This is a genomic window from Bradyrhizobium macuxiense, assembly GCF_007993935.1.
Classification (GTDB): Bacteria; Pseudomonadota; Alphaproteobacteria; order Rhizobiales; family Xanthobacteraceae; genus Bradyrhizobium; species Bradyrhizobium macuxiense_A.
Genome location: NZ_VITY01000012.1, coordinates 160967 through 185687 on the forward strand (window position 1 = coordinate 160967; position 24721 = coordinate 185687).

The window sequence follows — 24721 nt, forward strand, 5'->3', positions numbered from 1 at the left end:
CAAGGGTCACCTACGCGTAGGCGCGCTGCGCACTGGCGCCCTCCATCGATTCGATCTCGGTCCGCGGCCGCTGCCGCGTCAGCGCCAGCATCATGCCGACGCCATAGGCGAGCGAGACGAACGAGGAACCGCCGTAGGAGATGAACGGCAGCGTCATGCCCTTGGCCGGGATCAGTTGCAGATTGACCGCCATATTGATCGTCGCCTGCACGCCGAACAGGATCGCAAGCCCCGATGCCGCAAAGCGCGAGAACATGTCCTCGGTGGCATAGGCGCGCGTCAGCGTGCGGATCACGATGAAGCCGAACAGCGCGACCAGCATCAAACAGAGGATGATGCCGAATTCTTCCGCCGCCACCGCGAACACGAAGTCGGTGTGGCTGTCCGGCAGGCTGCGCTTGGCGATGCCCTCGCCCGGCCCGAGCCCGAACCAGCCGCCGTTCCAGAATGCCTCCATCGCGGTGTCGACCTGGAAGGTGTCGCCGGAGGCGGGATTCATGAAGCGCTTGATGCGGCCCGCGACGTGCGGCACCAGCAGGTAGGCGCCGAACAGGCCCGCGCCGGCGGCGCCGGCGAGCCCGAACACCCAGATCATCCGCATGCCCGCGATGAAGAACAGTGCGCCCCAGACCGTGAGGATCAGCATGGTCTGACCGAAGTCGGGCTCCATCACCAAGAGCGTAACCAGCATCATCAAGAGTACCAGCGCCATCGAGGTCGCCGGCATCTCCGGCCGCTTTGTCGATTCCGCAAACAGCCAGGCCGCAACGATGACGAAGGCGGGCTTGGCGGCCTCGGAGGCCTGGATGTTGACGCCGAGCAGCGTGATCCAGCGCCGCGAGCCCTTGACCTCGGGCCCGACCAGGAGCGTGAGCACGATCAGCGCGATCGACACCGCGAACACGATCAGCGCGGTGCGCCGGATCTGCCGCGGCGTCATGAACGACACCCCGATCAGCACGATCAGCGACGGCACCAGAAACATGACGTGGCGGTTGAAGAAGTGGAACGGATCGAGCCCGATCCGGGTCGCAACCGGCGGGCTTGCCGCCAGCGACAGGATCACGCCGGCCAGCATCAACGCGGCGATCGCGACAAGCAGCAGCTTGTCGACGGTCCACCACCAGTCCGAGAACGGGGTGCGTTGGTCACGGGCGAGCATGGGCGTCCCCAGATGGCAGAGATAACGTCCATTCGTGGCGCAGGATGGTTTCCAAGGGGTTAACGGCTTGGGTAACTTTTGAGGGAGGTGGATGGCGGAGCCTGCTCACTGCTGCGGATTCCACGCACAGCCGTCGTCCCTGCGAAAGCAGGGACCCATACTCCGCGGCGGATATTGTTGAAAGGGACTCGTCGTCCCAGCATCGCTCACCAACAACCATTCGTGGTTATGGGTCCCTGCTTTCGCAGGGACGACGCTGAGAATGCGGCACGGTTTTGGCTGCGGATGGATAGTGCAGCGAAACCCCATCCTAGGATTTCGCGGTCGTCACACCACCGACTTGACGCCGGGCAGTGCCTGGACGATGTCGCGGAAGGCGGTGCCGCGGATTTCGAAATTGCGGTACTGGTCGAACGAGGCGCAGGCCGGCGACAGCAGCACCACCGCTTCGGCAAGTCCCGACGCCTCGGCATCGCGCGCGGCGCTTGATATCGCGACGTCGAGCGTGCCGGACATCTCGTGCGCGACGCGGTCGCCGAGCGTGCCGGAGAATTCGGCCGCCGCCTCGCCGATCAGATAGGCCTTGCGGATGCGCGGAAAGTATTCGGTCAGGCTGGTGATGCCGCCGGCCTTCGGCTTGCCGCCGGCGATCCAGTAGATGTCGGCGAAGGACGACAGCGCATGCGCCGCCGCATCCGCGTTGGTGCCCTTGGAGTCGTTGACGAACAGCACGTTGCCGCGACGGCCGACCTGCTCCATGCGGTGCGCCAGGCCCGGGAAGCTGCGCAAGCCGTTCTGCAGTGCGTCGGTGGCGACGCCGATCGCCAGCGCGCAGGCCGAGGCACAGGCGGCGTTCTGCGCGTTGTGCAGGCCGCGCAGCGAGCCGATGCCCCCTAGCCGCGCGATCTCGCTGCGCGCCGCGCCCGACGCGCGCACGATGGTCTCGTGCTCGACATAGAGGCCGTCGGGCAGCGGGTTCCTCACCGAGATGCGCACCACGCGCTTGCCGGCGCGATCGAGCCGGTCGGCGATGTTGCGGCACCAGATGTCGTCGACGCCGGTGATCGCGGTGCCGCCCTGCTGCACGCCGGCAACCAGCCGCTCCTTGACCGCGGCGTAATGCTCCAGCGTGCCGTGGCGATCGATGTGGTCTTCGCTGATGTTGATCAGGATGCCGACCGAGGGATCGAGCGACGGCGCGAGGTCGATCTGGTAGGACGACATCTCGATCACGTGGACGCGGCCGATCCGCGGCGGCTCCAGCGACAGGATCGCGGTGCCGATATTGCCGCCCATCTGGGTGTCGTAGCCGGCGACCTTCATCAGATGCGCGATCAGCGCGGTGGTGGTCGATTTGCCGTTGGTGCCGGTGATGGCGACGAACGGCGCGTTCGGCGCATGACGCCGCCGCTCGCGGCAGAACAATTCGACGTCGCCGATCACCTCGACGCCGGCCTCGCGCGCCTTCAGCACGCTCCAGTGCGGCGCCGGATGGGTCAGCGGCGCGCCGGGGGTCAGGATCAGCGCGGCGAAATTCGCCCACGACACGGCACGCAGGTCAGCGGTGGTGAAGCCGGCCTGCGCCGCCTTGGCGACGTTGTCCGCATTGTCGTCGGCCGCGATCACCTCCGCGCCACCGGCCTTCAGCGCGAGGCAACTCGCAAGGCCCGAGCCGCCGAGCCCGAACACCGCGACCGTCTTGCCAGCGAAGGAGGTGACCGAGATCATGATGGCGCTCAGCGCAGCTTGAGGGTGGAGAGGCCGGCCAGCGCCAGCATCACCGAGATGATCCAGAACCGGATCACGATCTGCGGCTCGGTCCAGCCCTTCTGCTCGAAATGATGGTGCAGCGGCGCCATCCGGAACACGCGCTTGCCGGTGAGCTTGAACGAGGTGACCTGCACGATGACCGAGACCGCCTCCAGCACGAACAGGCCGCCGATCACCGCGAGCACGATCTCGTGCTTCACCGCGACCGCGGTGGCCCCCAACATGCCGCCGAGCGCGAGCGAGCCGGTGTCACCCATGAAGATCGAGGCCGGCGGCGCGTTGAACCAGAGGAAGCCCAGGCCCGCGCCAAGCACCGCGCCGCACAGCACCGCCAGTTCGCCGGTGCCGGCGACGTAATTGATCTGCAGATATTCCGAGAACACCGCGTTGCCGGTGAGATAGGAGATCATGCCGAAGCTCGCCGCCGCGATCATGACCGGCACGATGGCAAGACCGTCGAGGCCGTCGGTCAGGTTCACTGCATTGCCGGCGCCGACCATGACGAAGGCGCCGAAGATCACGAAGAACCAGCCGAAGTTGATCACGAGGTCCTTGAAGAAGGGAATCACGAGCGAGGTCGACGACACGTCGCGCCCGAGCCGGACCAGCGCGTAGGTGGCGGCGAGCCCGATCACCGCCTCGATCAGCAGGCGGAGCTTGCCGGCGAAGCCGCTGTGTGACTGCTTTGTGACCTTCAAATAATCGTCATAGAAGCCGACGAAGCCGAAGCCGAGCGTGACCGCGAGCACGATCCAGACATAGGGGTTGAGCGGGTTGGCCCAGAGCAGCGTCGACACCACGAGCCCGGACAGGATCATCAGCCCGCCCATGGTGGGCGTGCCCTTCTTGGAGATCAGATGCGACTGCGGACCGTCGGTGCGGATCGGCTGACCCTTGCCCTGCCGCAGCCTCAAATGATCGATGATCCAGGGTCCGAACAGGAACACGAACAGCGCGCCGGTCACCATCGCGCCACCGGTGCGGAAGGTGATGTAGCGGAACACGTTCAGGGCGCTACGGAATGCCCCAAACCCCGGAACGGTGTTGGACAGCTCGATCAACCAGTAGAACATTCAAAGGGTCCTATACCGCTTCTTCGTGCGCGGCCTTGTCGGGGAAGCGCTTTTCCAGCGCGCTGACAATGAGCTTCATCTTCGATCCCAGCGAGCCCTTCACCATGATCACGTCACCGGCACGGACCGCGGCGACTGCCTGCGCCTCGAGCGCCGCCGAACTCTCGGCATAGCCTCCCCGCTTGCCGGTGGAAAGGGCATCCCATAAATTCCGCATCAGCGGACCACAACAATATACGAGGTCGATGCGGTTGGCGGTCACGGCCTCGTTGAGACCGCGGTGCAGCTCGGGCCCGGTCGGCCCGAGTTCGAGCATGTCGCCGAGTACGGCGATGCGCCGGCCATGCGCCCCGGTCGAGGCCTGGCCGAGCACATTGAGCGCGGCCCCCATCGAGGCCGGGTTGGCGTTGTAGCTCTCGTCGATCAGCGTCGCCTCGCCATGGCCGACCTCGAGCGTGCGGCGGAAGCCGCGGCCGGTCGGCGCCTCGAGCTGCGACAGCGACAGCGCCGCGCGCGCGATATCGGCGCCGAGCAGCGAGGCGCCCGCGAGCACCGCAAGCGAGTTCATCGCCATGTGGCGGCCGGGCATGCCGATCTTGTAGGTGATGTCGTGATCCAGAATATCTGCATGCACCGCCGAGCAGGTCGCGTGCAGCGAGAGATCGATCAGCCGCGCTTCGGCGCGCTTGTCGGCACCGAACGAGACGATGCGCGAGATGCCGGCCTTCTTCGCCTGCTTCTGCAGCCGCGCGAATTGTCCGTTGTCGCGGTTGAGCACGGCCGCGCCATCGGGCTCGAGGCCTGCGAAGATCTCCGCCTTGGCGTCGGCGATCGCCTCGATGCCGGCGAAGAATTCCAGATGCACCGGCTCGATCGTGGTGATGATTGCGACGTGCGGCCGCACCATCTTCACCAGCGGCGTGATCTCGCCGGCATGGTTCATGCCGATCTCGAACACCGCAAAGCGCGTGCTCGCGGGGCAACGCGCCAGCGACAGCGGCACGCCCCAGTGATTGTTGAACGACGCGACCGAGGCATGGGTCTCGCCCTGCGCCGACAGCACGCGGCGCAGCGCCTCCTTGGTCGAGGTCTTGCCGACCGAACCGGTCACCGCGATGATCTTCGCATTGAGCCGCGCGCGCGAGGCATGCGCGAGTTCGACCAGGCCGGCGAGCACGTCGTCGACCACCAGCAGCGGCGCATCAGTGGGAAACTTGTCGCATTGCGCGGCCTCGACCACGGCAAGCCCGGCGCCTGCCTTCAGCGCCGCCGCGACGAAGGCATGGCCGTCATGGACGTCGCCCTTGATCGCGAAATAAGCTTCGCCCGGCGCGATGGTGCGGCTGTCGATCGAAAGACCGGTGACGCCGTCCGGCAGCGTGCCTTGCGTCGCGGCGCGCATCGCCGTCGCCATCGCATCCGAGGTCCACAACAGCGTGCTCATGCGCCCTCCCCGGCCAATGCATTTGCGACCGCTTCATGATCGCTGAACGGCAACGTCGTGCCGCCGACGATCTGCCCGACCTCGTGGCCCTTGCCGGCCACGACCAGCGCATCGCCAGGCTCGAGGCCGGCGATGCCGGCGCGGATCGCCTCGGCGCGGTCGCCGATCTCGCGCGCGCCCTTTGCGGTCGCCATGATCGCGGCGCGGATCGCCTCGGGCTTCTCGCTGCGCGGATTGTCGTCGGTGACGATGATTTGATCGGCATTCTCGGCCGCGATCGCGCCCATGATCGGACGCTTGCCGGCGTCGCGATCGCCGCCGGCGCCGAAGATCACAACCAGATTGCGCTTCGCATAGGGCCGCAGCGCCTGCAGCGCCTTGGCGAGGGCATCGGGCTTGTGCGCGTAATCGACGAAGATCGGCGCGCCGTTGTGCTCGCCGACGAACTCGAGCCGGCCTTTTGCCCCCTCAAGGTGTTGGAGGCAGCCGATCACGTCATCGGCCGCGCTGCCGGTGCCGATCGCAAGGCCCGCCGCGACCAGTGCGTTCTCGATCTGGAATTCGCCGACCAGCGGCAGCCGGATCGCATATTTGCGTCCGCAGTGCTCGATCACGAGCTTCTGCGCAAAACCTTCGATGGCGGCGTCCGTGAGCTTGATGCCCTCGCATGCGTCGGCGTTGCGACCGACCGTGATGATGCGCAGTCCGCGCGCGCGCGCCGCCTCGATCACCTCGGCCGAGCAGTCATGATCGGCGGAGATTACGGCAGCGCCGCCATCGGCGACGAGATCGCGGAACAGCCGCAGCTTGGCGTTCAGGTAATGCGCGACGTCGGGATGATAATCCATGTGGTCGCGCGACAGATTGGTGAAGCCGCCGGCCGCGATGCGCACGCCTTCGAGCCGATACTGGTCGAGGCCATGCGAGGAGGCCTCGAACGCCAGATTCGTGACACCGTCGCGTGCGATCTCGTCGAGCTGGCGATGCAGCGCGATCGGATCGGGCGTCGTCAGCGAACCGTAGACGGTGCGCTTGTCGGAGACGAGACCGATGGTGCCGATGCTCGCCGAGGAGTGACCGAGCCGCTGCCAGATCTGGCGCGTGAAGGCGGCGACCGAGGTCTTGCCGCTGGTGCCGGTCACCGCGGCGATCGTCGCGGGCTGGCGGGAGAAGAATTTGGCCGCGGCAAGCGCCAGCGCGCGGCGTGGATTTGGCGTTGCGACAAACGGAACGCGAAGCGGCACCTGCGGCGGATGGTCGCCGGCAATCGCAACCGCGCCCGCGGCAATCGCCGCATCGATGAAGCGCGCGCCGTCGGTCTTGCTGCCCGACAGTGCGAAGAACAGGTCGCCCGGCTTCACCACACGGCTGTCGACCGCAAGCCCACCGACCATGACAGCGTCGGCACTTGGATCGATCCTTGGATCGATCGTGGCATCGGCGCTGAAGAGGTCGCGAAGTCTCATGATCTTCCAGTCTGGCCGGCGCCGTTCTGGCGCCGCTATTTGAGCATGATCTGATCGGAAAACCGCTTCGCACTTTTCGCTAACGCGGCCGTTCCGGTCCGGATCATGCTGTGACTATACGCCTTACTGGGTTGTTCTGGATGCCGCAAGAATAAGGCGGTCGGACGGCGGCAGGTCGAATCGCGGTTCGACGCCCAAAAGCGGCGCAATTCGGGCGATCACATTGCCGCCGGTCGGCACCGCATTCCAGCCCGAGGTGATGAAACCATAGGTCTCCTTCAGCGGCTGCGGCTCGTCGAGCATGATCAGCAGCTGGTATTTCGGATTGTCGGCGGGCAGGATCGCGGTGAAGGCGTTGAGCACGCGCTTCTTGGCGTAGCGGCCGTTGATCACCTTCTCCGCAGTGCCGGTCTTGCCGCCGATATAGTAGCCCTTGACGTCGGCCTTCTTCGCGGTGCCGACCTCGGCGTTGAGCCGCATCAGATAGCGCATCTTGTCCGAGGTCTCGGGCTTGATGACGCGCTTCGCGAGCGCCATCGCCTCCTGCTCGGTGCGCTTCAGGAAGGTCGGCGGGATCAGGTAGCCGCCATTGACCAGCGCGTCGATGCCCATCACCGCCTGCAGCGGCGCCACCGCGATGCCGTGACCGAACGAGATCGTGACGGTGTTCAATTCGCCCCACTTCTTCGGCACGATCGGCGAGGCGCTTTCCGGCAGTTCGGTGCGCAGCCGCTCGAGCTGCCCCATCTTGCGCAGGAAGGCCTTGTGCGCGTCGACGCCCATCGCCAGCGCAATGCGCCCGGCGCCGATGTTGGAGGAATAGTAGAACACCTCCTTCATGTTGATCATGCGGCCCAGATTGTGATCGTCATGGATCGCGAACTTGCCGTAGTGCAGCGGGCCGCGCGCATCCCACATCGAATTGAGGTCGAACCTGCCGCTATCCAGCGCCATCGCCAGCGTGAACGCCTTGAAGGTCGAGCCCATCTCGTATACGCCGGTGGTCAGGCGATTGATGCGATCGGGATCGTGCGCTTCCTTCGGATTGTTCGGATCGAAATCCGGCAGCGACACCATCGCCACGATCTCGCCGGTGCGCACGTTGGAGACGAGGCCCGAGGCGGCCTTGGCCTTGAACTTCTCTTTCGCCTTGATCAGCTCGTCGCGCAGCGCGTGCTCGACGCGCAGGTCGACCGACAATTCCACCGGCTTCTGCAGCCGGTCGGTGGCGAAGCCTGCGCGATGCAGATCGGCCAGACCGTTACTGTCCAGCCACTTCTCCATGCCGGCGATGCCCTGGTTGTCGATGTTGACCAGGCCGATCAAATGGGCGACCTCGTTGCCGGTCGGGTAGACGCGCTTGTTCTCGCGCAGGAAGCCGACGCCGGGGAGACCAAGACGATGGATATCGTTCTGCTGCTTCGGCGTGATCTCGCGCTTCAGCCAGACGAAGCCCTTGCGCGACGACAGACGGTCGCGCACTTCTGAGGTGTCGAGATCGGGCAAGGCTCCGGTCAAGAGCTCGATCGCCTCGTCCTTGTCGATCAGGCGGCGCGGCTCGGCGAACAGGCTCGGCGCCTTGACGTCGGTCGCGAGAATTTCGCCGTTGCGGTCGGTGATGTCGGGCCTTGCGGTTGCGATCGCGTCCTGCGAGGCGGTGCGCCGCGCGCCATGGCTGTCGGCGCCGACGGCGAACAGCACGAGCCGTCCGGCCAGCACGCAGTAGACCGCGGCGAAGGCGAGGATCGCAAGACCGACGCGCGCACGCGCCTTGGCGGCACGGTCGACATTGCTTCCGTACAACAGCGAGCGGATCAGCCGCTGGCGCAGCGGCTCGGCGGATTTCGCCGTCGGTTTGTTGGCGGGCGCCGGATTGGTCATGGCAGGTCCCGTCATTGCTGGTCTCCCCCGCCCTGTCCGGAATCGTCGGACACGGGCTGGTCGGCGGCAGGCTGGTCGGTCGCCGGCCTGTCGATCGATCCGGTCGTGCTGTCGGGCGCGGCGGCGGCCTCGATGGTGTCGATCATCGCGCCGATCGGATCGCGCGAACCGGGCCGAGTGAAGCTCGGCGGCCGCTCCGGCAGGTTCTTCAGGGAATCGTACTGGTTGGCGTTGAGCGGCTTCAACGGCAGATGGCGTTCGGCAAGCCCCTGCAGCCGCAGCGGCGCATCGAGTTTGGCCCATTCGGCGCGCAAGGCGGCGATCGCATTGCGTTGCTCGCGGATCTCGGCATTGAGCTGCAGCACGCGTTCGACGCGCGCGGTCGATTCCATCTTGATGCGGTAGACATAGGACGCCGCGAAGATCAGCATGCCGATGACGAGGAGGTGGAGAAGGCGCATCGTCACCCTCCCCGCTTCAGGTCGGACAGCCGCGGCCATGACGGCAGGTCATCGTCCGCATGCGCGGGCGCGGCGGTGCGTTCGGCCGCGCGCAGTTTTGCGGAACGCGCGCGCGGATTCGCCGCGATCTCCGCATCGGATGGCACAACCGGCCGCTTGGTCAGGATCTGAAAGCTCGGCGCTGATTGCGCGACCTCGGGCAGATGCCGCGAGCCGGCGGAGACCTTGCCGCGCTCGCTGAGGAAATTCTTGACGATGCGGTCTTCCAGCGAATGGAACGAGACCACGGCGAGCCGGCCGCCGGGCTTCAGCACCCGCTCGGCCGCCGCGAGCGCCTGGTGCAGCTCGTCGAGCTCTTCATTGACGAAGATGCGCAGCGCCTGAAACGTCCGCGTCGCCGGATGGATTTCGTTCGGCTTGGCGCGCACCACTTTCGCGACGATATTGGCAAGCGCTTCGGTCGTCGTGATCGGCGCTTCCTTGCGCGCGGCGACGATGGCACGCGCAACACCGCGCGAATGGCGCTCTTCGCCGAAGATGTAGATGATGTCGGCGAGCTGCTTTTCGGTCGCGGTGGCGACCACGTCGGCCGCGGTCGGGCCGCTCTGGGCCATCCGCATGTCGAGCGGGCCGCTCAGGCGGAAGGAAAATCCGCGCTCGGCCTGGTCGAGTTGCATCGAGGAGACGCCGACATCCATCACGACGCCGTCGACCGCATCCACGCCCTGCGCGGCGCAGACCTCGGCGAGTTCAGAGAAGCGATCCTCGACCAGCGTCAGCCGGCCGCCCGCGCCGTCGACCAGATCGAAGCCGCCTGTGATCGCATTGCGGTCGCGGTCGATGCCGATCACGCGCGTATCAGTGACGTCGAGAATCATGCGGCTGTAGCCGCCGGCGCCGAAGGTCGCGTCGACATAGATGCCGCCGGCGCGCGGTTCGAGATAGGCGACCGCCTCGCGGCCCAGCACCGAAATGTGACGCGACGCACGCTCGCTCATGCGCGGTCCCCGGACAGGGTCTCGTAACTGGCATGCAAGCTGGTTGCGCGCCGATCCATTGCGTCTCGAATCCTCGCGGGAGCCCTTTCCGTTCCGACCGGATCGGAACGGGGCTCCAGATTCTTGTCTTGGCGCGTTTTCTTCACGCGAACCGGTATCCACTTCGCTCGAAAACGCTCTTGCCCGACCGTTCCGGCGAAAATGCCGCCGCGTGATGCCAGCGCCCACTCCCCTCCTCGGCCGCAAATCCTGATATCCGACCGGAATTGGGAGGGTTTCCATGGGATTTCGCGCAAACAGCGGGGCTCAGCGTCCTGTGGCCGTCCCCCGAAACCGGTTCGGCACTTCACCTCTCAGTAACGGCACTTAACGTTAAGAAAACGTTGATGATCGGTTAGCAGAATCGCGCGACTTTGATCCGCTTTCGAATGATAGCCTCGGTGTTCGCTCCGGGCATATCGCACTGGGCATCTTGCCACCCATGGAACCCGAGAGGCCGATTGCGCGGCCCTGCACGGTAAAGGAATAGTAAACGCCTATTTGTTTATCCATATGTCAAAATGCGTACTCCTGGTTTGGGTTTGAGTGATTCGTATGGCTTCTGGTTCGTCCTCGTCCGGCAATGCTGATCCGAAGCGTCAGCGCGTCCTTCCTGTTCCGAAGGGCGTGGCCGACGTGAAGACGTTCACGCCGGATTCCTCGATCGCCTCCGACGTGATCCCGTCGGTCAATTTCGGCGACCGCGCGGGCGACCGGCAGCCCGACATGATCGTGCTGCACTATACCGGCATGCCCGATGTCGAGGGCGCGATCGCCCAGCTCTGCACCGCCGGCACCGAGGTCTCGGCGCATTACATCGCGCTCGAGGACGGCCGCATCGTGCAATGCGTGCCGGAGAGCAAGCGCGCCTGGCACGCCGGCGTCGCCGCCTGGGCCGGCGAGGACGACATCAATTCCTGCTCGATCGGCGTCGAGATCGTCAATCGCGGCCACGATTGGGGTTATCCCGACTTCCCGCTGCGCCAGATCGCGGCCGTCATCGCGCTGTGTCGCGGCATCATGCTTCGCCGCAAGGTGGTCTCGCATCGCGTGCTCGGCCATTCCGACGTGGCGCCGGGACGCAAGAAGGATCCCGGCGAGAAATTCCCGTGGCACTCGCTGGCCAATTCCGGCGTCGGGCACTGGGTGCAGCCGGCGCCGATCGTGCGCGGCGACGCGCTGCAGCTCGGTGCGATCAGCGATGCCGTCTCCAACATGCAGGCCGCGTTCCGCCGTTACGGCTACAACATTCCGACCAACGGCAAGTTCGACGGCCCGACCATGGAAGTCGTCACCGCCTTCCAGCGTCACTTCCGCCCCGAGCGCGTCGACGGGATCGCCGACCGCTCCACCATGGCGACGCTGTACGCGCTGCTCGAGAGCCTGCCGCCGGATGCGGCGACGGCGGTTGTGGCGAAGGCCAAGTAGCGCCGCTTTTTTTCCTGCCAAATGCGCGTGCGCAAATGGAACTTTTGACCACGTGCCGCCTTTTTTAGCTGGGGCGGTCTGAGTGGAGATTCGTCCATGTTCAAAGCACTGATCGCGGGAGCTGTCGCCGTTGGCCTGATCGCCGCTCCGGCAGCCGCTATGACGACCCAAGGCAAGTCCACGTCGACTATGCACAAGACCCACAAAGTCCATCATGCGCAGAAGAAGATGGCACCTGGCACCACGACCGGCATGTCGACTGGAAAGACGACGACCGACAAGTCGACCGGCGACACCAAGGCGAAGACCGGGTACTGAGCACGTTCAACGCCGAACGGCACGCTGACGATCGCTGATTGGAGAGGCGTGCCCTCGCTGGCCGCGTACGAGATGAGGTGAGTTGCTCACCCCATCTCGGCGATCCTGCGCGCGTAGAGCCGCCGCAGCGGCTCGAGTTGCGTCGCGGCGGTTGCGGCGAGATAGGCCTGTCGTGCTTCGTCCTTGCGGCCGAGGCGGCGTAGCAGATCGGCGCGCACCGCGGGCAGCTGATCGTATCCCTTCAGGGTGCCGCGCGCATCCAGCGCATCGATCAGATCGAGGGCCCGCGCCGGACCGTCGACCATCGACACCGCAGCCGCGTGGTTGAGCTCGATCACCGGCGACGGGCTGATGCGCAGCAACACTTCATAAAGACCGGCGATCTGCGGCCAGTCGGTATCTTCATAGCTCGGTGCCCGCGCATGCAGCGCGGCGATCGCGGCCTGCACGGCATAGGATTGCGGCCGGCCCGGCATCTGCAGCGCCTCCTCGACCAGCTTCACACCTTCGGCGATCTGCTTGACATCCCACAGCGAACGGTCCTGCTCCTCGAGCAGCACAATGTCGCCGCCGGCGGTCTGGCGGCCGGCGCGGCGCGCGTCGTGCAGCAACATCAGCGCGAGCAGGCCCTTGATCTCGCCGCGCGCCGGAATCAGCCCATCGAGCAGCCGCGCCAGCCGGATCGCCTCGCGCGCAAGATCGGGCCGCATCAAATCCTCGCCGGCGGTCGCCGCATAGCCTTCGGTGAAGACGAGATAGATCACCGCGAGCACGCCGGTGAGGCGCGGCTCCAGCGCCTCGCGCTCCGGCACCTCGTAGGGAATGCCGGCGAGCTTGATCTTCTGCTTGGCGCGCAAGAGGCGCTGCGCCATCGTGTCCTCGCTCACCAGGAAAGCGCGCGCGACCTCTGCCGTCGTCAGTCCGCACACCGTGCGCAAGGTCAGCGCAACCTGTACCTCGGCGGCAAAAGACGGATGGCAGCAGGTGAAGATCAGCCGCAGCATATCGTCGTCGAGCGTCGCATCGGCGGGCTCGGACGGCGCCTCCGCATCCAGCGACAATTGGTGCGTCAGCTCCTGCTGCTTGCCGCGAAACGCAACCGCGCGGCGAACGCGGTCGATCGCCTTGTTGCGCCCGACATTGACCAGCCAGGCGCGCGGATTGGCGGGGAATTCACCGATCGGCCAGCGTTGCAGCGCGATCGCAAAGGCATCCTGAAGCGCATCCTCGGCCAGATCGAAATCGCCGACGAGGCGGATCAGCGTGGCAAGCGCCCGGCCCGCCTCGTCGCGAAACACCTTTTCGATCTGGCTCGGGGTCATGGCGATCGATCGCGTTTGCGGCTGCGCAACCGGCGCAGCCGCTGGGTCCATCAGGTTGACGGCGCCATCACGGATTATCGTAGATCATGACCGGCCTGACTTCGATCGATCCGGTCTTGGCGCCGGGAATCCGCGCCGCAAGGCCGAGCGCGGTGTCGAGATCCTTGGCCTCGACCAGATAGTAGCCGCCGAGCTGCTCGCGGGTTTCCGCGAACGGCCCATCGGTGGTCAGCGTCTTGCCGTCGCGGACCCGCACGGTGGTGGCCGTCGACACCGGCTGCAGCCCGTCGCCGGCCTTGAAGTGCCCGCTCTGGATAATCGACTGGGTGTAGGCACCGTATTCCGCCGTCACCGCCTTGCGGTCGTCGGCATTCATACGGCCATATTCCGCGTCGCTCCGGTAGATCAGCAGCAAATATTGCATCTCATCTCTCCTCTTGATCGGCTGGATCGCCGACACCCAGTCGAACGGGCGGCGGGCGGGACGACATCTTCAGGATAAATTATTTTGGCGGCCTTGGCGGGGCTAATCCGCTTGACGGGACCGCCCGAAACGCCCATGCCATGGGCGTCAGTCGGCCGGACGGCCGCTCCCGCTGGTGCCGAAAGGCCGCGGGAGAGGAAAGTCCGGGCTCCATCGACATGCGGTGCCGGATAACGTCCGGCGGGGGCGACCCCAGGGAAAGTGCCACAGAGAATGAACCGCCCCGCTTCGGCGAGGTAAGGGTGAAAAGGTGCGGTAAGAGCGCACCGCGTTTCCGGCAACGGAGACGGCATGGCAAACCACACCGGGAGCAAAACCGAATAGGGACGGCAACGCGGTTAGTTCGCGCATGCGCGATAACACCGCAGGGCGATGTCAGGCCCGCTGTCCGGGTAGGTTGCTCGAGGCAAGGTGCAAACCTTGTCCCAGAGGAATGGCCGTCGCGTACCGTTCGCGAGAATGGTGCCCTACAGAACCCGGCTTACAGGCCGGCTGATATTTTGGAGTATGAGGGGCTCGGCGCAACACGCCGGGCCCCTCGCCATATCGGACACCACGAATGCATCGCATTTGCTAGAATGCCCGCGTCGCGGAGAATCGCAGATGGACCTTCAGAAGATCATGGCAAAGGCGCGAGACGTCGCCAAGAGCAGCGGCACGATCACCACCGAGCAGCTCAACGGCTTGTGCCCGAACAGTATGGAGTCCGATGACATCGCGGCTCTCTTTGCGGCTCTGCGCGCCGAAGGCATTCGGCTCAAGGACGATGACGCAGAAAAATAAGAGCCGCGATTGCCCGGACGTCAGGCCACGATGTCCTGCAGCATTGCCATCAGCGCCTCGGGCGCGGTGACGTTCGGCGAGTGGCTGGCATCGATCTCGAAGTAACGCCAGCCGGCTTTATTCTTCGTGCGTTTTGCAAACTGGCCGAACGTGTCGGCCTGCGTGGCGCGAGTGGCGTAGATGTAGCTGCGCGGCAGGCTGGTCTCGCCGTGTTGCAGCCTCAGCTTCTGCTCGAAACATTTGATCGGCATGTCGACGCGGCGCGCGGTCAGCCATTCGAGGTCTGCCGGAGATGTGTCCGGCGGCGTCGGCATCGGCGGAATACGCCAGCCGTCGCCATCGCTCGCGAGCTCGCGCATGGTCTCGATGGCCGACTCGTTGAGATCGAACAGCGACTGGCCGTCACGCGGCACGAAGGCGTCGATATAGATCATCTGCGCGATGCGCTCGCGCACCCGGTCGGCGACGCCGGTCGCGACCATGCCGCCATAGGAATGGCCGACCAGCACGATGTCGCGGAGGTCTTCATAGGAAATGACGTTAAGCATGTCCTGGATATGCGCTTCGAGGTCGAGCCCTCGATGCGCGAGGTGCGCGCGCTCGCCGAGCCCGGTGTAGCTCGGCGTCACGAGCCGGTGCCCGGCGGCCTGCATCAAGGGATGCATCTTCTTCCACGCCCATCCTGCCGACCAGGCGCCGTGACAGACCAGAAAGGTTTTCGACGAACCAGCAATCATGAGGATGCTTCCATTCCGATTATCGTTGATGGGGCAAGATTTTGAAGTGTACCCACGGCCGGCGTCGTGTAAACGTCGCGGCAACGATCATAAGAACGAGATGAGGATGAACCCGGCGAGCTACGCCATCCTGTTCTTCGGCGCGCTTGCCGGCGGTTTCGTCTCCGGCCTCGCCGGCTTCGGCACCGCGCTGATGGCGCTCGGCATCTGGCTCTATGTGCTGCCGCCGACGCTTGCGGTGCCGTTGGTGCTGGTCTGCTCCGTCATCGCGCAGGTGTCGACGCTGCCGTCGATCTGGAAGACGATCGATTTCCGCCTGGTCTGGCCATTCGTCATCTGCGGCCTATTGGGCGTGCCGATCGGGATCCTGCTGATCGCGCGGGCCGACCCCGCAGTCTTCAAACTGACGGTCGGCGTTTTCCTGCTGGTGTTTCCGACCCTGCTGTTCCTGCAACGTAGGCCGATGTCGATCGCCTTCGGCGGCAAATGGGCTGACGGTGCGATCGGATTTGCCGGCGGCATTCTCGGCGGCCTCGCCGGACTGTCCGGCCCGCTGCCGATCCTGTGGGCGAGCGTGCGCGGCTGGGGCAAGCAGCAGCGCCGCGGCGTGTTCCAGATCTTCAACTTCACCATTCTGGCGGCGGCGCTCCTGGTCCAGATCGCAAGCGGCCTGGTGAAACCCGAACTGATCTGGCTCGTCGCCTGCGCGTTTCCGGGAACGCTGCTCGGCGCCTGGCTCGGCGCCCGGCTCTATCACGCGCTCAGCGACCGCAATTTCTCCGACGTCGTGCTGGCGCTGCTGTTCCTGTCCGGCGCGGCGCTGGTGTGGAATGGGCTGGCGCCGCGATGATCAGCCGCCGTCGCACATTGGCTGAGCCGGTCATCCGACCGGCTCGAGACCAACGCGCTCCGGAGTGGCTTCCCGCGCCGGCGGCGCGAGACGCCTGCTGAATTCGCGACGCAGCAACCACAAGCTCAGACCAGCTTGCAGCCACGTCGACACGATCGACAGGTACCACACGTGCTCGATCCGGAAGCCGGGCCGCGTCGAGAGCCAGATCACCGGCACCGCATAGGCGAAGAGGCGCACGAACGAGCTCAACAGCACCGGCCGGGTGTTGCCGAGGCCCTGGAACATGCTGTTGCTGGTAAAGACCAGCCCCTGCGCCACCAGATTCATGGACACGAAGTGCAGGAACTGGGCGGCCACCGCCATGGTCTCGCGATCGTTCGAGAAGCCGTCGAGCAACAGCCCCGGCTTCCACTGCGCGAGGATCGTGATCGCGATCATGACGATGGTGCCAATCGACACCGCCTTGATGAAAGTCTCCCGCACGCGCCCAGCATTGCCGGCACCGAAATTCTGACCGGCGATCGGGCCGGCGGCGAGCGCGACCGCCAATGCCGGCATCTGGATCAGGCCGAGCACGCGCGTCCCGATGCCGAAGCCGGCCTGGGCCGCCGGACCGAAATCACGGAGCACGTAATAGATCACGCCCATCCACGCAAAGATCAGTGCGAACTCGCCGCCGGCAGGCAGTCCGACATTGAAGATGCGCGTCCACTGGCGCAGTTGCGGGCGCCACTGCGCGGGATCGAACCCGACATAGCGCTCCAGCTTGCGGAAATACACGAACAACATCAGCACGCCGATGAAGACGGCGATCGAGCTTGCCAGACCCGCCCCGGCAACGCCGAATGCATGACCGGTGCCCCAGCCCGCGATCAGTACCGGCGCCAGTGCGATGTTGATGATGACCGCGACCGCCTGCACCAGCATGCTGGGCCGCACGATGCCGGTCGCCCGCAGCGCTGACGCCATCACCTGAATGAGGAATTGCAGCGCCAGCGCCGGCATGAACCACAACAGATAGGTGGTGCCCGCGTCAACGGTGGCCTGGTCGGCCGCAACCGCGCGCATGTAAGGGCGCGACAGCACGGCCCCTGCACCCAATGTCAACAGCCCGCACAGCACCGCCAGCACGATCGACTGGTTGAACACAAGGTTGGCATCGGCGCGATCGGCGCGCCCCACCGCGTGTGCGATCAGCGCGACGGTGCCGACGCCCAGCACCTGCATCAGCGCGTTGACGAGAAAACCGGCATTGCCGGCGGCAGCCACTCCGGCGACGGCGGCCTCGCCGAGGCCGGCGACAAAATACAAGTCGACCAGCTGGCAGATCATGATCGTGATCATGCCGACCACGATCGGGGGAGCCATGGTCGATATGTGACTCACGATGGAGCCGCGCGTAAGATCTTTCATATCAATTCCATTCTCAAAATCGATTGTCGTATCGATTTTGGCGCGTGGCTGGCGGACACCGCCCATCAGCCACGCGCCATCGCTCTACTCCGCCGCCGCTTCCTGGCCGAACTCGGTGGCCTGACGCTCGAACAGGCCGCGGTAGATGCCGCCCGGACGCGCGGCAAGCACCTCGTGCGTGCCCTGCTCGACGATCTCGCCGCGGTCGAACACCAGGATGCGATCCATGCTGCGCACGGTCGACAGCCGGTGTGCGATCACGATCGAGGTACGGCCCTTCATCAGCCGTTCCATCGCCTGCTGGATCAGCGCCTCGGATTCCGAATCCAGGCTCGAGGTCGCCTCGTCCAGGATCAGGATCGGCGCATCCGCCAGGAAGGCGCGCGCCAGCGCGACGCGCTGCCGCTCGCCGCCCGACAGCTTGACGCCGCGCTCGCCCACCAGCGTGCCGTAATCCTTCGGCAGCCGCATGATGAAGTCGTGCGCATTGGCAAGCCGCGCCGCCTGCTCGATCGCCGCCATGCTGGCGCCGGGCCGGCCATAGGCGATGTTCTCCGCCAGCGTGCGGTGAAACAGGATCGGCTCCTGCTGCACGATCGCGATCTGGCTGCGCAGCGATTGCTGCGTCGCCTTGGCGATATCCTGACCGTCGACCAGGATCTTGCCACCGGAGACATCGTAGAGCCGCTGCACCAGCTTGACGAAGGTCGTCTTGCCGGAGCCGGAGCGCCCGACGAGGCCGACGCGCTCGCCGGCATCGATGTCGACCGACAACCCGTCATACAGCGGCCGGCGATGGCCGCCATAGTGGAACGTGACGTCGTCGAACACGATGCGGCCGCCCTGGATGTCGATCGTCCCGGCATCATCGGCATCGATGATGCCGAGCGGCTCGCCATGGATCTGCACCAGCTCCTCCATGTCGTTCACCGAACGCTGCAGGTTGTTGATGTGCATGCCGACATCCCGCAAATACGCGTGGATGATGTAGTAGCTGGTCAGCACATAGGTGACGTCGCCCGGCGTGGCGGCGCCCTGCGCCCACAGCAGGATCGCGCCGCCGACCACCGAGGCGCGGAAGCACAACAGCACCAGCAGCTGCGCCGTCGAGGTGCGGTTGTAGCGGAGCCAGGTCCGCCGCACCCGCCGGCCCCAGCGGCTGATGACGCCGTCCAGCCGCATGTCCTCGCGCGTTTCCGCACCGAACGACTTCACCACCGCGTTGCAGGTCAAGGCGTCGGCCAGCGTGCCGCCGACCTTGGTGTCCCACGCATTGGAGACGCGCGCGGCCGGCGCGACGTAGCGCACCTGGAACACCATGGTCATCGCGACATAGATCACCGAGCCGACGGCAATCACCGCGCCGAGCTGCGGCCAGTGCAGCCCGAGCAGGATCATCGAGCCGACCAGCACGACGAGCGACGGCAACAGCGCCATCAGGATGGTGTCGTTCAACAAATCGAGCGCCCACATCCCGCGCGTGATCTTGCGCACGGTGGAGCCGGCGAACGAATTGGCGTGCCAGTCGGTCGAGAAGCGCTGCACGCGCATGAAGGCTTGCTGCCCGATATCGGACATCATCTTCAGCGTGAACGGCACGATGGTCTCGATACCGATCAGCCGCAGCAGCACCGACAGCGCGCCGAGGCCGACGATGGCGCCGAACGCCAGCATCGCCGCATGGCGCGCGGCGGCGTCAGTGGCGCCCGCGGTCAGCGCGTCGACCAGATGGCCTGAAAATACCGGCATGAACAGGTCGGCCGCGGTCGCGCCGAGGAAGCCCGCCGTCACGATGGACGCGCGGAACGGCTGTTCCAGCCAGTGGCGAAACACGAAGGGAAGCACGATCCGGATCGCGGCCGGACGCTTGGTCGGTAGAGAGCTCATGGCACATCCCGGCCACGCACCGCTGCGCCGGCCGGCTCCATCTGAGGCAACGCGCGGACGGAATCCGGCCGCAGACGTCGCTGAAAACAATCGGTAAGGTGTTGGGAAGTTTGGATGATCGGGCATCAAGCCCGATCAGCGCTGGGACCTATTGCGCGAGAGCGCCCAGCAGAATCGAACGCGGGCGCACGGTCTGCGAAACAAACGACATCATGTGCATCTCCCCGGTTCGTGAAAGGATGGAGCTGCTTATAAATGCATCACGCGCGATTGGCAAGACGACAAGCGCGTGAGTGTGGCAATGTGTCGGAGATGCAACGTTCTGCACGCGAACGGGCGAAGCAGATGCGCTCAATGCGCGTCGCCGCCGCCTGCGGTCATCGACGGCGGCTTGTTGACGAACAGCACCAGCAGGCTGAGGCCGACATAGAACAGCGACAGCATGAAGAAGGCGTCGCCGTAGCTCATCACCTGCGCCTGGCGGTGCACGAGCTGCGACAGCTGCTTCATCGCCATGGTGGTGGCATCGCCCATGCCCTGCAGGCGCTGGGCGAAATTGTTGAGGGTCTCGACCGCGGTCGTATTGCCCCAGGTGACGCGATCCTGCAGCCGCGAGATGTGCAGATCGGTGCGGTCGTTGAGCGCCTCGTTGATCAAGGCGAGCCCGACCGCGCCGCCGAGATTGCGCATCAGGTTGAACAGGCCGGAGGCGTTCTTGACGCGGTCCTGCGGTAGCGTCGCGAGTGCGATGTTGTTGGTCGGCACCATCGCGCACATCATGCCGATGCCGCGCAGGATCTGCGGCACGAGCAGCTCGTAGAAATCGTACTCGCGGGTGATCCAAGTCATCTGCCAGGAGCCGAGCGCGAAGGTGACGAGGCCGAAGGCGATGATGTAGCGCAGATCGACCTTCTGCATCAGCCGGCCGACCACCGGCGCCATGAAGAACATCGTCATGCCTGAGATGAACATGGTCTCGCCGATCATCAGCGCGCTGTAGCCGCGGATCTCGGCGAGATAGCGCGGATAGACGTAGGTCAGGCCATAGAGCCCGATGCCGATGCAGAATTGCAGCACGCAGCCGACCGCGAAGTTGCGGTTGGAGAAGGCATAGAGATCGACGATCGGCTCCTCCGCGGTCAGCACCCGCCAGAAGAAGGCGACCGCCGAGACGAAGCCGATCGCGGCGCAGATCGCCACCGAGGTGTCCTGCAGCCACTCGTATTGCGGGCCTTCCTCGAGCACATATTCGAGCGAGCCGAGGAAGCCGCCCATGAAGATCAGGCCCCACCAGTCGAACCGGTCGAGCAGCGCGAAGTTCGGCTGGTCGAAATCGATCAGCCACAGCACACCGATCGTGATGATGACGCCGGGCACGATGTTGATGAAGAACAGCCAGTGCCACGACATCAGATCGGTGATGTAGCCGCCGACCGTCGGCCCGACGGTCGGTGCCAGCGTCGCGACCAGCCCGATGACCGGCGCCACGATATAGAACTTGGAGCGCGGGAAGATGGTGTAGGCCGAGGCGAACACCGTCGGGATCATGCCGGCGCCGAGGAAACCTTGCAGCGCGCGCCACAGGATCATCTGCTCGATCGTGGAGGCGAAGCCGCAAAACAGGCTGGACGCCGTGAAGCCGAACGCCGAGATCGCAAACAACAGCCTTGTGCCGAGCGCGCGCGACAGGAAGCCGGACAGCGGGATCGCGATCACCTCGGCGATCAGATAGGCGGTCTGCACCCACGACACTTCGGTCGAGGACGCCGACAGGCCGGCCTGGATCTCGGTGAGCGAGGCCGAGACGACCTGGATGTCCAGGATCGCCATGAACATGCCGAACACCATGATGATGAAGGCAAACAGCCGCTTCGGCTGGATGCGCTCGGACTCCGAAGCGCCGGTCATCATCGAGGGCGAAGCAGTGGTCGCGTCGGCCATGGGCTCATCAGGCTCCGAGCCTCGGACTGCGTCCGAGGCTGCAAGACATCACTGCGGATGGATCATCATCGGCGCGTCGAGGTCGGTATCGGCGTCAGCGTCGGCCGCGCCTTCGCGGGTGTCGACCGTGGTGTAGACCGACATCCCGGCGCGCAGCATGCCCTGCTTGGCGACGCTGTTCGGCACGCGGATGCGCACCGGCAGGCGCTGCACGATCTTGGTGAAGTTGCCGGTGGCGTTGTCGGGCGGCAGCAGCGTGAACACCGAGCCCGCCGCCGGCGAAATGCTGTCGACGATGCCGGTGAACTTGCGGAAGCCGTAGGCGTCGACCTTGATCGTCACCCGCTGCCCGGTGCGGATGCGCTTGAGCTGGGTCTCTTTATAGTTGGCGTCGATGAAGACGCCGTCGAGCGGCACCACGTTGCCGAGCCGCTGGCCGACATTGATGTAATCGCCGGTGTTGACCAGGCGGTTGGAGAAGGTGCCGTCGACCGGCGCGCGCACCTGGGTGAAATCGAGATCGCGCTCGGCCTTGGCGAGCTGGGTCTGCAATTCGGCGAGCTGGGCGCGGGCCTCGGCCTGCTGCGCCTTGGTCACCTCGACATTGTCCTTGGCGGCATCATACGCCGCCTGCGCCGAGCGCACCGCTGCCGCACCCTGGTCGCGGCCGGCTTCGGACACTTCGAAGGTGGCGCGCGAGGCAAAGCCCTTGGTGCTCAACGCCTGCTGGCGATCGTAATCGAGATCGGCGCGCTTCAGGCCGGCCTGCGCGGACACCAGCTGCGCCTGCGCCTGCTCGACCGAGCTGACCGCGGCCGCAACCTGGCGGCCGATCCGCTCGATGGTCGCCTGCTGCGTCCCGATCCTGGTGCGGGCGGCGTCGACCGCAATGCGATAGTCGCCGTCATCGATCCGGAAGATCACTTCGCCGGCGCGCACCAGCGCGTTATCGCCGGGCAGGATCGCCGCGATATGGCCCGCGACGCGCGCGCCGAGCATGGTGTTGTTGGCGCGGACATAGGCGTCGTCGGTCGAGACATAGAAGCGCCCGACCATCAGGTAATAGGCGGCATAGCTTGCGGCGGCGATCGCGAGCAGGCCGACAATGCCCATCAACACAAATCTGCGCTTGCCGGATTTCGGCGCAGCGGCGGCGGGCGAAGCCGCCGGCTGCTCGGGCGCAGAAGCGGGCGGCGCTTCAGCGGGGCGCTTGTCGGCGGGGCCCCTGGCTTCAGGACCCTTGGCTTCAGGACTCTTGGCTTCAAGTCCCTTGGCTTCGTCAACCCGCGCCTGATCGTCGAGATTGGCCGATGCGTCGCGCGCAATCGCGTCCCCGGCCACCTCAGGCCCGGAACGAACAATGCGTGCAGCCTGATCCCGTGCTGCGGCCATAGCCGAGGCTCCCCACCAAAAATCTTGACGCCCGCAATGGCGGAATAAGGGCCGTGCGGCGCATCGTCACTCCCTCCAATACCATTGACCGAACGGTTCGGTCAATCTATATTCCCACCTAGCGGATTGTAATGGTTCGATTCTCCCGTTGGTTCATTCCAGGTTGAGTTCTTTCGCGAGAAGCTAAATCAATGGTTGCAGCCCCCCGAACCTCGCTCCAGGCCGTCGGCGAGGAAGAATCCTCGAAACGCCGCCAGATCCTGGACGGCGCCCGCAAGGTGTTCCTGGAACTCGGCTTCGACGGTGCCAGCATGGGCGAGATCGCTCGCGCCGCTGCCGTCTCCAAGGGCACGCTCTACGTGTATTTCCCCGACAAGGCCGGGCTGTTCGCGGCGATCGTCGAGGAGGAGAAGCTCGAGCAGGGCAAGGTCGCCTTCAATTTCGACCCGGCGCGCGACGTCGACACCACCCTCCCCGAATTCGGCCGCGCCTATGTCGCCTTGCTGTGCCGGCCCGGCGGCGGCTCGGCGATCCGCACCGTGATGGCGATCGCCGAGCGGATGCCCGAGCTCGGCAGCCGGTTCTACACGCATGTGATCGCGCACACCGTCGACCGCTTCGCCGCTTATCTCGAAGCGCGCGCCGCGCTCGGTGAACTCGCGATGGACGATACCCAGCTGGCGGCCTGGCAGTTCATGCAGATGTGTCAGGCGACGCTGTTCCAGGCGTTCATCTTCCAGGCCAACCCGTCGCCCTCGCCGGAGCGGATCGCGACCGTCGTCGACAGCGCGACGCGCGTGTTCTTTGCGGCGTACCGGCCGAAGCAGACGAACTGATCTCTTACCGACACTGCGAGCCAACGGGTCGCGCAAACGCGCGCCCGATGACAGGCTCCGCAAAGCAATCCATGCTTCACTACGCGCAGAGATGGATTGCTTCGTCGCTGCGCTCCTCGCAATGACGGGGACGCATTGGCGCGCTACCATGGCGAGTGCGACGCCAATCCGAGGTGAACATCCGCCATGAACGACCTCACCATCCGGCATATGCGATCCGACGAGATTCCGCTCGCGGTGGATTGGGCGGCGGCAGAGGGCTGGAATCCCGGTCTCGCCGATGCGCCCTGCTTCGCCGCCGAGGACCCGCAGGGCTTCTTTATCGGCGAGCTCGATGGCGAGCCCGCCGCGGTGATCTCCTGCGTCAACTACGGCACGCAGTTTTCCTTCCTGGGATTCTACATCGTGCGCCCGGATCTGCGCGGCCGCGGCTACGGTCTGAAGATCTGGAATGCGGCCATCGCGCATGCGCGCCCGCGCGTGATCGGCCTCGATGGCGTGGTGGCGCAGCAGGCAAACTACCGGAAGTCCGGGTTCGCGCTCGCTTACGCCAATGTGCGCTATGGCGGCACGGTCGCAGCGCCTCCGGCGCTGGGCACTGACGTCGTCGCGCTGACCGATGTACCCATGGCGTTGATCGAGGCCGATGACGCGACGGTGTTTCCGGCTCCCCGCCCGGCATTCCTGCGCGCCTGGATCAACACACCAGGGCATATCGGACGCGCGCTGCTGCGCGACGGCAGGCTGGCCGGCTGGGCCGTGATCCGTCCGTGCCGCACCGGCCGCAAGATCGGTCCGCTCATTGCCGATGACCGCACTGGCGCCGAGGCCATCGTGGCGGCGTTGCTGGCGAGCGCAGGCGGCGGCGACATCTTCCTCGATGTCCCCGCCATCAACCGCGACGCCGTCGCGCTGGCGCAAGGCCTCGGACTTTCGCCGGTGTTCGAGACGGCGCGGATGTACACCGGTGCGATCAAGCCATTGCGGATCGATCGCGTGTTCGGCGTCACGACATTCGAGCTCGGCTAGCGCT

General features: G+C 65.6%; 21 protein-coding genes and 1 other RNA gene. 7 read left to right on the top strand and 15 right to left on the bottom strand.

Going from position 1 to position 24721, the window contains the following annotated elements; genetic code table 11:
- Positions 1-10 precede the first annotated feature (10 nt).
- From ftsW to rsmH, 8 genes are all read right to left on the bottom strand, one after another.
- Positions 11-1162, bottom strand: coding sequence for a putative lipid II flippase FtsW (ftsW, locus tag FBZ93_RS28835; RefSeq protein ID WP_074131542.1), 1152 nt, complete (start codon positions 1160-1162; stop codon positions 11-13).
- 327 nt (positions 1163-1489) lie between these two features.
- Positions 1490-2890 (bottom strand): UDP-N-acetylmuramoyl-L-alanine--D-glutamate ligase, encoded by a 1401-nt coding sequence (gene murD, locus FBZ93_RS28840; RefSeq protein ID WP_146990645.1) that lies wholly within the window; start codon positions 2888-2890, stop codon positions 1490-1492.
- Between the two features lie 8 nt (positions 2891-2898).
- Positions 2899-4005: a phospho-N-acetylmuramoyl-pentapeptide-transferase gene (mraY, locus tag FBZ93_RS28845; RefSeq protein WP_021077241.1), complete on the bottom strand. Its 1107-nt coding sequence runs from the start codon at positions 4003-4005 to the stop codon at positions 2899-2901.
- A gap of 10 nt (positions 4006-4015) precedes the next feature.
- Positions 4016-5449: a UDP-N-acetylmuramoylalanyl-D-glutamyl-2,6-diaminopimelate--D-alanyl-D-alanine ligase gene (locus FBZ93_RS28850; RefSeq protein WP_146990647.1), complete on the bottom strand. Its 1434-nt coding sequence runs from the start codon at positions 5447-5449 to the stop codon at positions 4016-4018.
- Positions 5446-6915, bottom strand: a complete 1470-nt coding sequence (locus tag FBZ93_RS28855) for a UDP-N-acetylmuramoyl-L-alanyl-D-glutamate--2,6-diaminopimelate ligase (protein ID WP_146990649.1) — start codon at positions 6913-6915, stop codon at positions 5446-5448. Before FBZ93_RS28855 ends, FBZ93_RS28850 begins: the two co-directional genes overlap by 4 nt.
- A gap of 123 nt (positions 6916-7038) precedes the next feature.
- Complete coding sequence (locus FBZ93_RS28860; protein WP_146990894.1) at positions 7039-8796, bottom strand: peptidoglycan D,D-transpeptidase FtsI family protein; 1758 nt, start codon at positions 8794-8796, stop codon at positions 7039-7041.
- An 11-nt stretch (positions 8797-8807) separates the two neighbouring features.
- Complete coding sequence (ftsL, locus tag FBZ93_RS28865; RefSeq protein WP_074131547.1) at positions 8808-9257, bottom strand: cell division protein FtsL; 450 nt, start codon at positions 9255-9257, stop codon at positions 8808-8810.
- Positions 9258-9259: 2 nt separating this feature from the next.
- Positions 9260-10255, bottom strand: a complete 996-nt coding sequence (gene rsmH / locus FBZ93_RS28870; RefSeq protein ID WP_146990650.1) for a 16S rRNA (cytosine(1402)-N(4))-methyltransferase RsmH — start codon at positions 10253-10255, stop codon at positions 9260-9262.
- 594 nt (positions 10256-10849) lie between these two features.
- On the opposite strand from rsmH, the gene FBZ93_RS28880 reads away from it, so the two are divergent.
- Positions 10850-11722 carry an N-acetylmuramoyl-L-alanine amidase gene (locus tag FBZ93_RS28880; protein ID WP_167529255.1) on the top strand — a complete coding sequence of 291 codons (873 nt, stop codon included), beginning with the start codon at positions 10850-10852 and terminating at the stop codon, positions 11720-11722.
- 96 nt (positions 11723-11818) lie between these two features.
- Positions 11819-12040 (top strand): hypothetical protein, encoded by a 222-nt coding sequence (locus tag FBZ93_RS28885; protein WP_146990654.1) that lies wholly within the window; start codon positions 11819-11821, stop codon positions 12038-12040.
- A gap of 86 nt (positions 12041-12126) precedes the next feature.
- On the opposite strand, the gene FBZ93_RS28890 is transcribed toward FBZ93_RS28885, so the two are convergent.
- Complete coding sequence (locus FBZ93_RS28890) at positions 12127-13362, bottom strand: RNA polymerase sigma factor (protein WP_146990656.1); 1236 nt, start codon at positions 13360-13362, stop codon at positions 12127-12129.
- 67 nt (positions 13363-13429) lie between these two features.
- Complete coding sequence (locus tag FBZ93_RS28895; RefSeq protein ID WP_146990658.1) at positions 13430-13786, bottom strand: YciI family protein; 357 nt, start codon at positions 13784-13786, stop codon at positions 13430-13432.
- A gap of 147 nt (positions 13787-13933) precedes the next feature.
- Here FBZ93_RS28895 and rnpB point away from each other — a divergent pair.
- Both rnpB and FBZ93_RS28905 read left to right on the top strand, forming a co-directional pair.
- An RNA gene (rnpB, locus tag FBZ93_RS28900) (RNase P RNA component class A) lies at positions 13934-14346 on the top strand.
- Between the two features lie 103 nt (positions 14347-14449).
- A complete protein-coding gene (locus FBZ93_RS28905; RefSeq protein ID WP_146990660.1) occupies positions 14450-14629 on the top strand; it encodes a hypothetical protein in 180 nt (59 codons plus the stop codon).
- Between the two features lie 20 nt (positions 14630-14649).
- Here the strand turns inward: FBZ93_RS28905 and FBZ93_RS28910 are convergent, their stop codons facing one another.
- Positions 14650-15363: an alpha/beta fold hydrolase gene (locus FBZ93_RS28910; protein WP_167529266.1), complete on the bottom strand. Its 714-nt coding sequence runs from the start codon at positions 15361-15363 to the stop codon at positions 14650-14652.
- A 109-nt stretch (positions 15364-15472) separates the two neighbouring features.
- On the opposite strand from FBZ93_RS28910, the gene FBZ93_RS28915 reads away from it, so the two are divergent.
- Positions 15473-16216: a sulfite exporter TauE/SafE family protein gene (locus tag FBZ93_RS28915; RefSeq protein ID WP_146990664.1), complete on the top strand. Its 744-nt coding sequence runs from the start codon at positions 15473-15475 to the stop codon at positions 16214-16216.
- Positions 16217-16246: 30 nt separating this feature from the next.
- On the opposite strand, the gene FBZ93_RS28920 is transcribed toward FBZ93_RS28915, so the two are convergent.
- From FBZ93_RS28920 to FBZ93_RS28935, 4 genes are all read right to left on the bottom strand, one after another.
- Complete coding sequence (locus FBZ93_RS28920; protein ID WP_146990666.1) at positions 16247-17632, bottom strand: MATE family efflux transporter; 1386 nt, start codon at positions 17630-17632, stop codon at positions 16247-16249.
- Positions 17633-17716: 84 nt separating this feature from the next.
- The gene (locus FBZ93_RS28925; protein ID WP_146990667.1) at positions 17717-19519 is read right to left on the bottom strand and encodes an ABC transporter ATP-binding protein; all 1803 of its coding nucleotides are present in this window, start codon (positions 19517-19519) and stop codon (positions 17717-17719) included.
- A gap of 351 nt (positions 19520-19870) precedes the next feature.
- A complete protein-coding gene (locus tag FBZ93_RS28930; RefSeq protein WP_146990669.1) occupies positions 19871-21460 on the bottom strand; it encodes a DHA2 family efflux MFS transporter permease subunit in 1590 nt (529 codons plus the stop codon).
- 48 nt (positions 21461-21508) lie between these two features.
- Positions 21509-22852 carry an HlyD family secretion protein gene (locus tag FBZ93_RS28935; protein WP_167529256.1) on the bottom strand — a complete coding sequence of 448 codons (1344 nt, stop codon included), beginning with the start codon at positions 22850-22852 and terminating at the stop codon, positions 21509-21511.
- Between the two features lie 191 nt (positions 22853-23043).
- Here FBZ93_RS28935 and FBZ93_RS28940 point away from each other — a divergent pair, with 191 nt between their 5' ends.
- Both FBZ93_RS28940 and FBZ93_RS28945 read left to right on the top strand, forming a co-directional pair.
- Positions 23044-23688, top strand: coding sequence for a TetR/AcrR family transcriptional regulator (locus FBZ93_RS28940; protein WP_146990671.1), 645 nt, complete (start codon positions 23044-23046; stop codon positions 23686-23688).
- 186 nt (positions 23689-23874) lie between these two features.
- Positions 23875-24717, top strand: a complete 843-nt coding sequence (locus FBZ93_RS28945; RefSeq protein WP_146990673.1) for a GNAT family N-acetyltransferase — start codon at positions 23875-23877, stop codon at positions 24715-24717.
- Positions 24718-24721 lie beyond the last annotated feature (4 nt).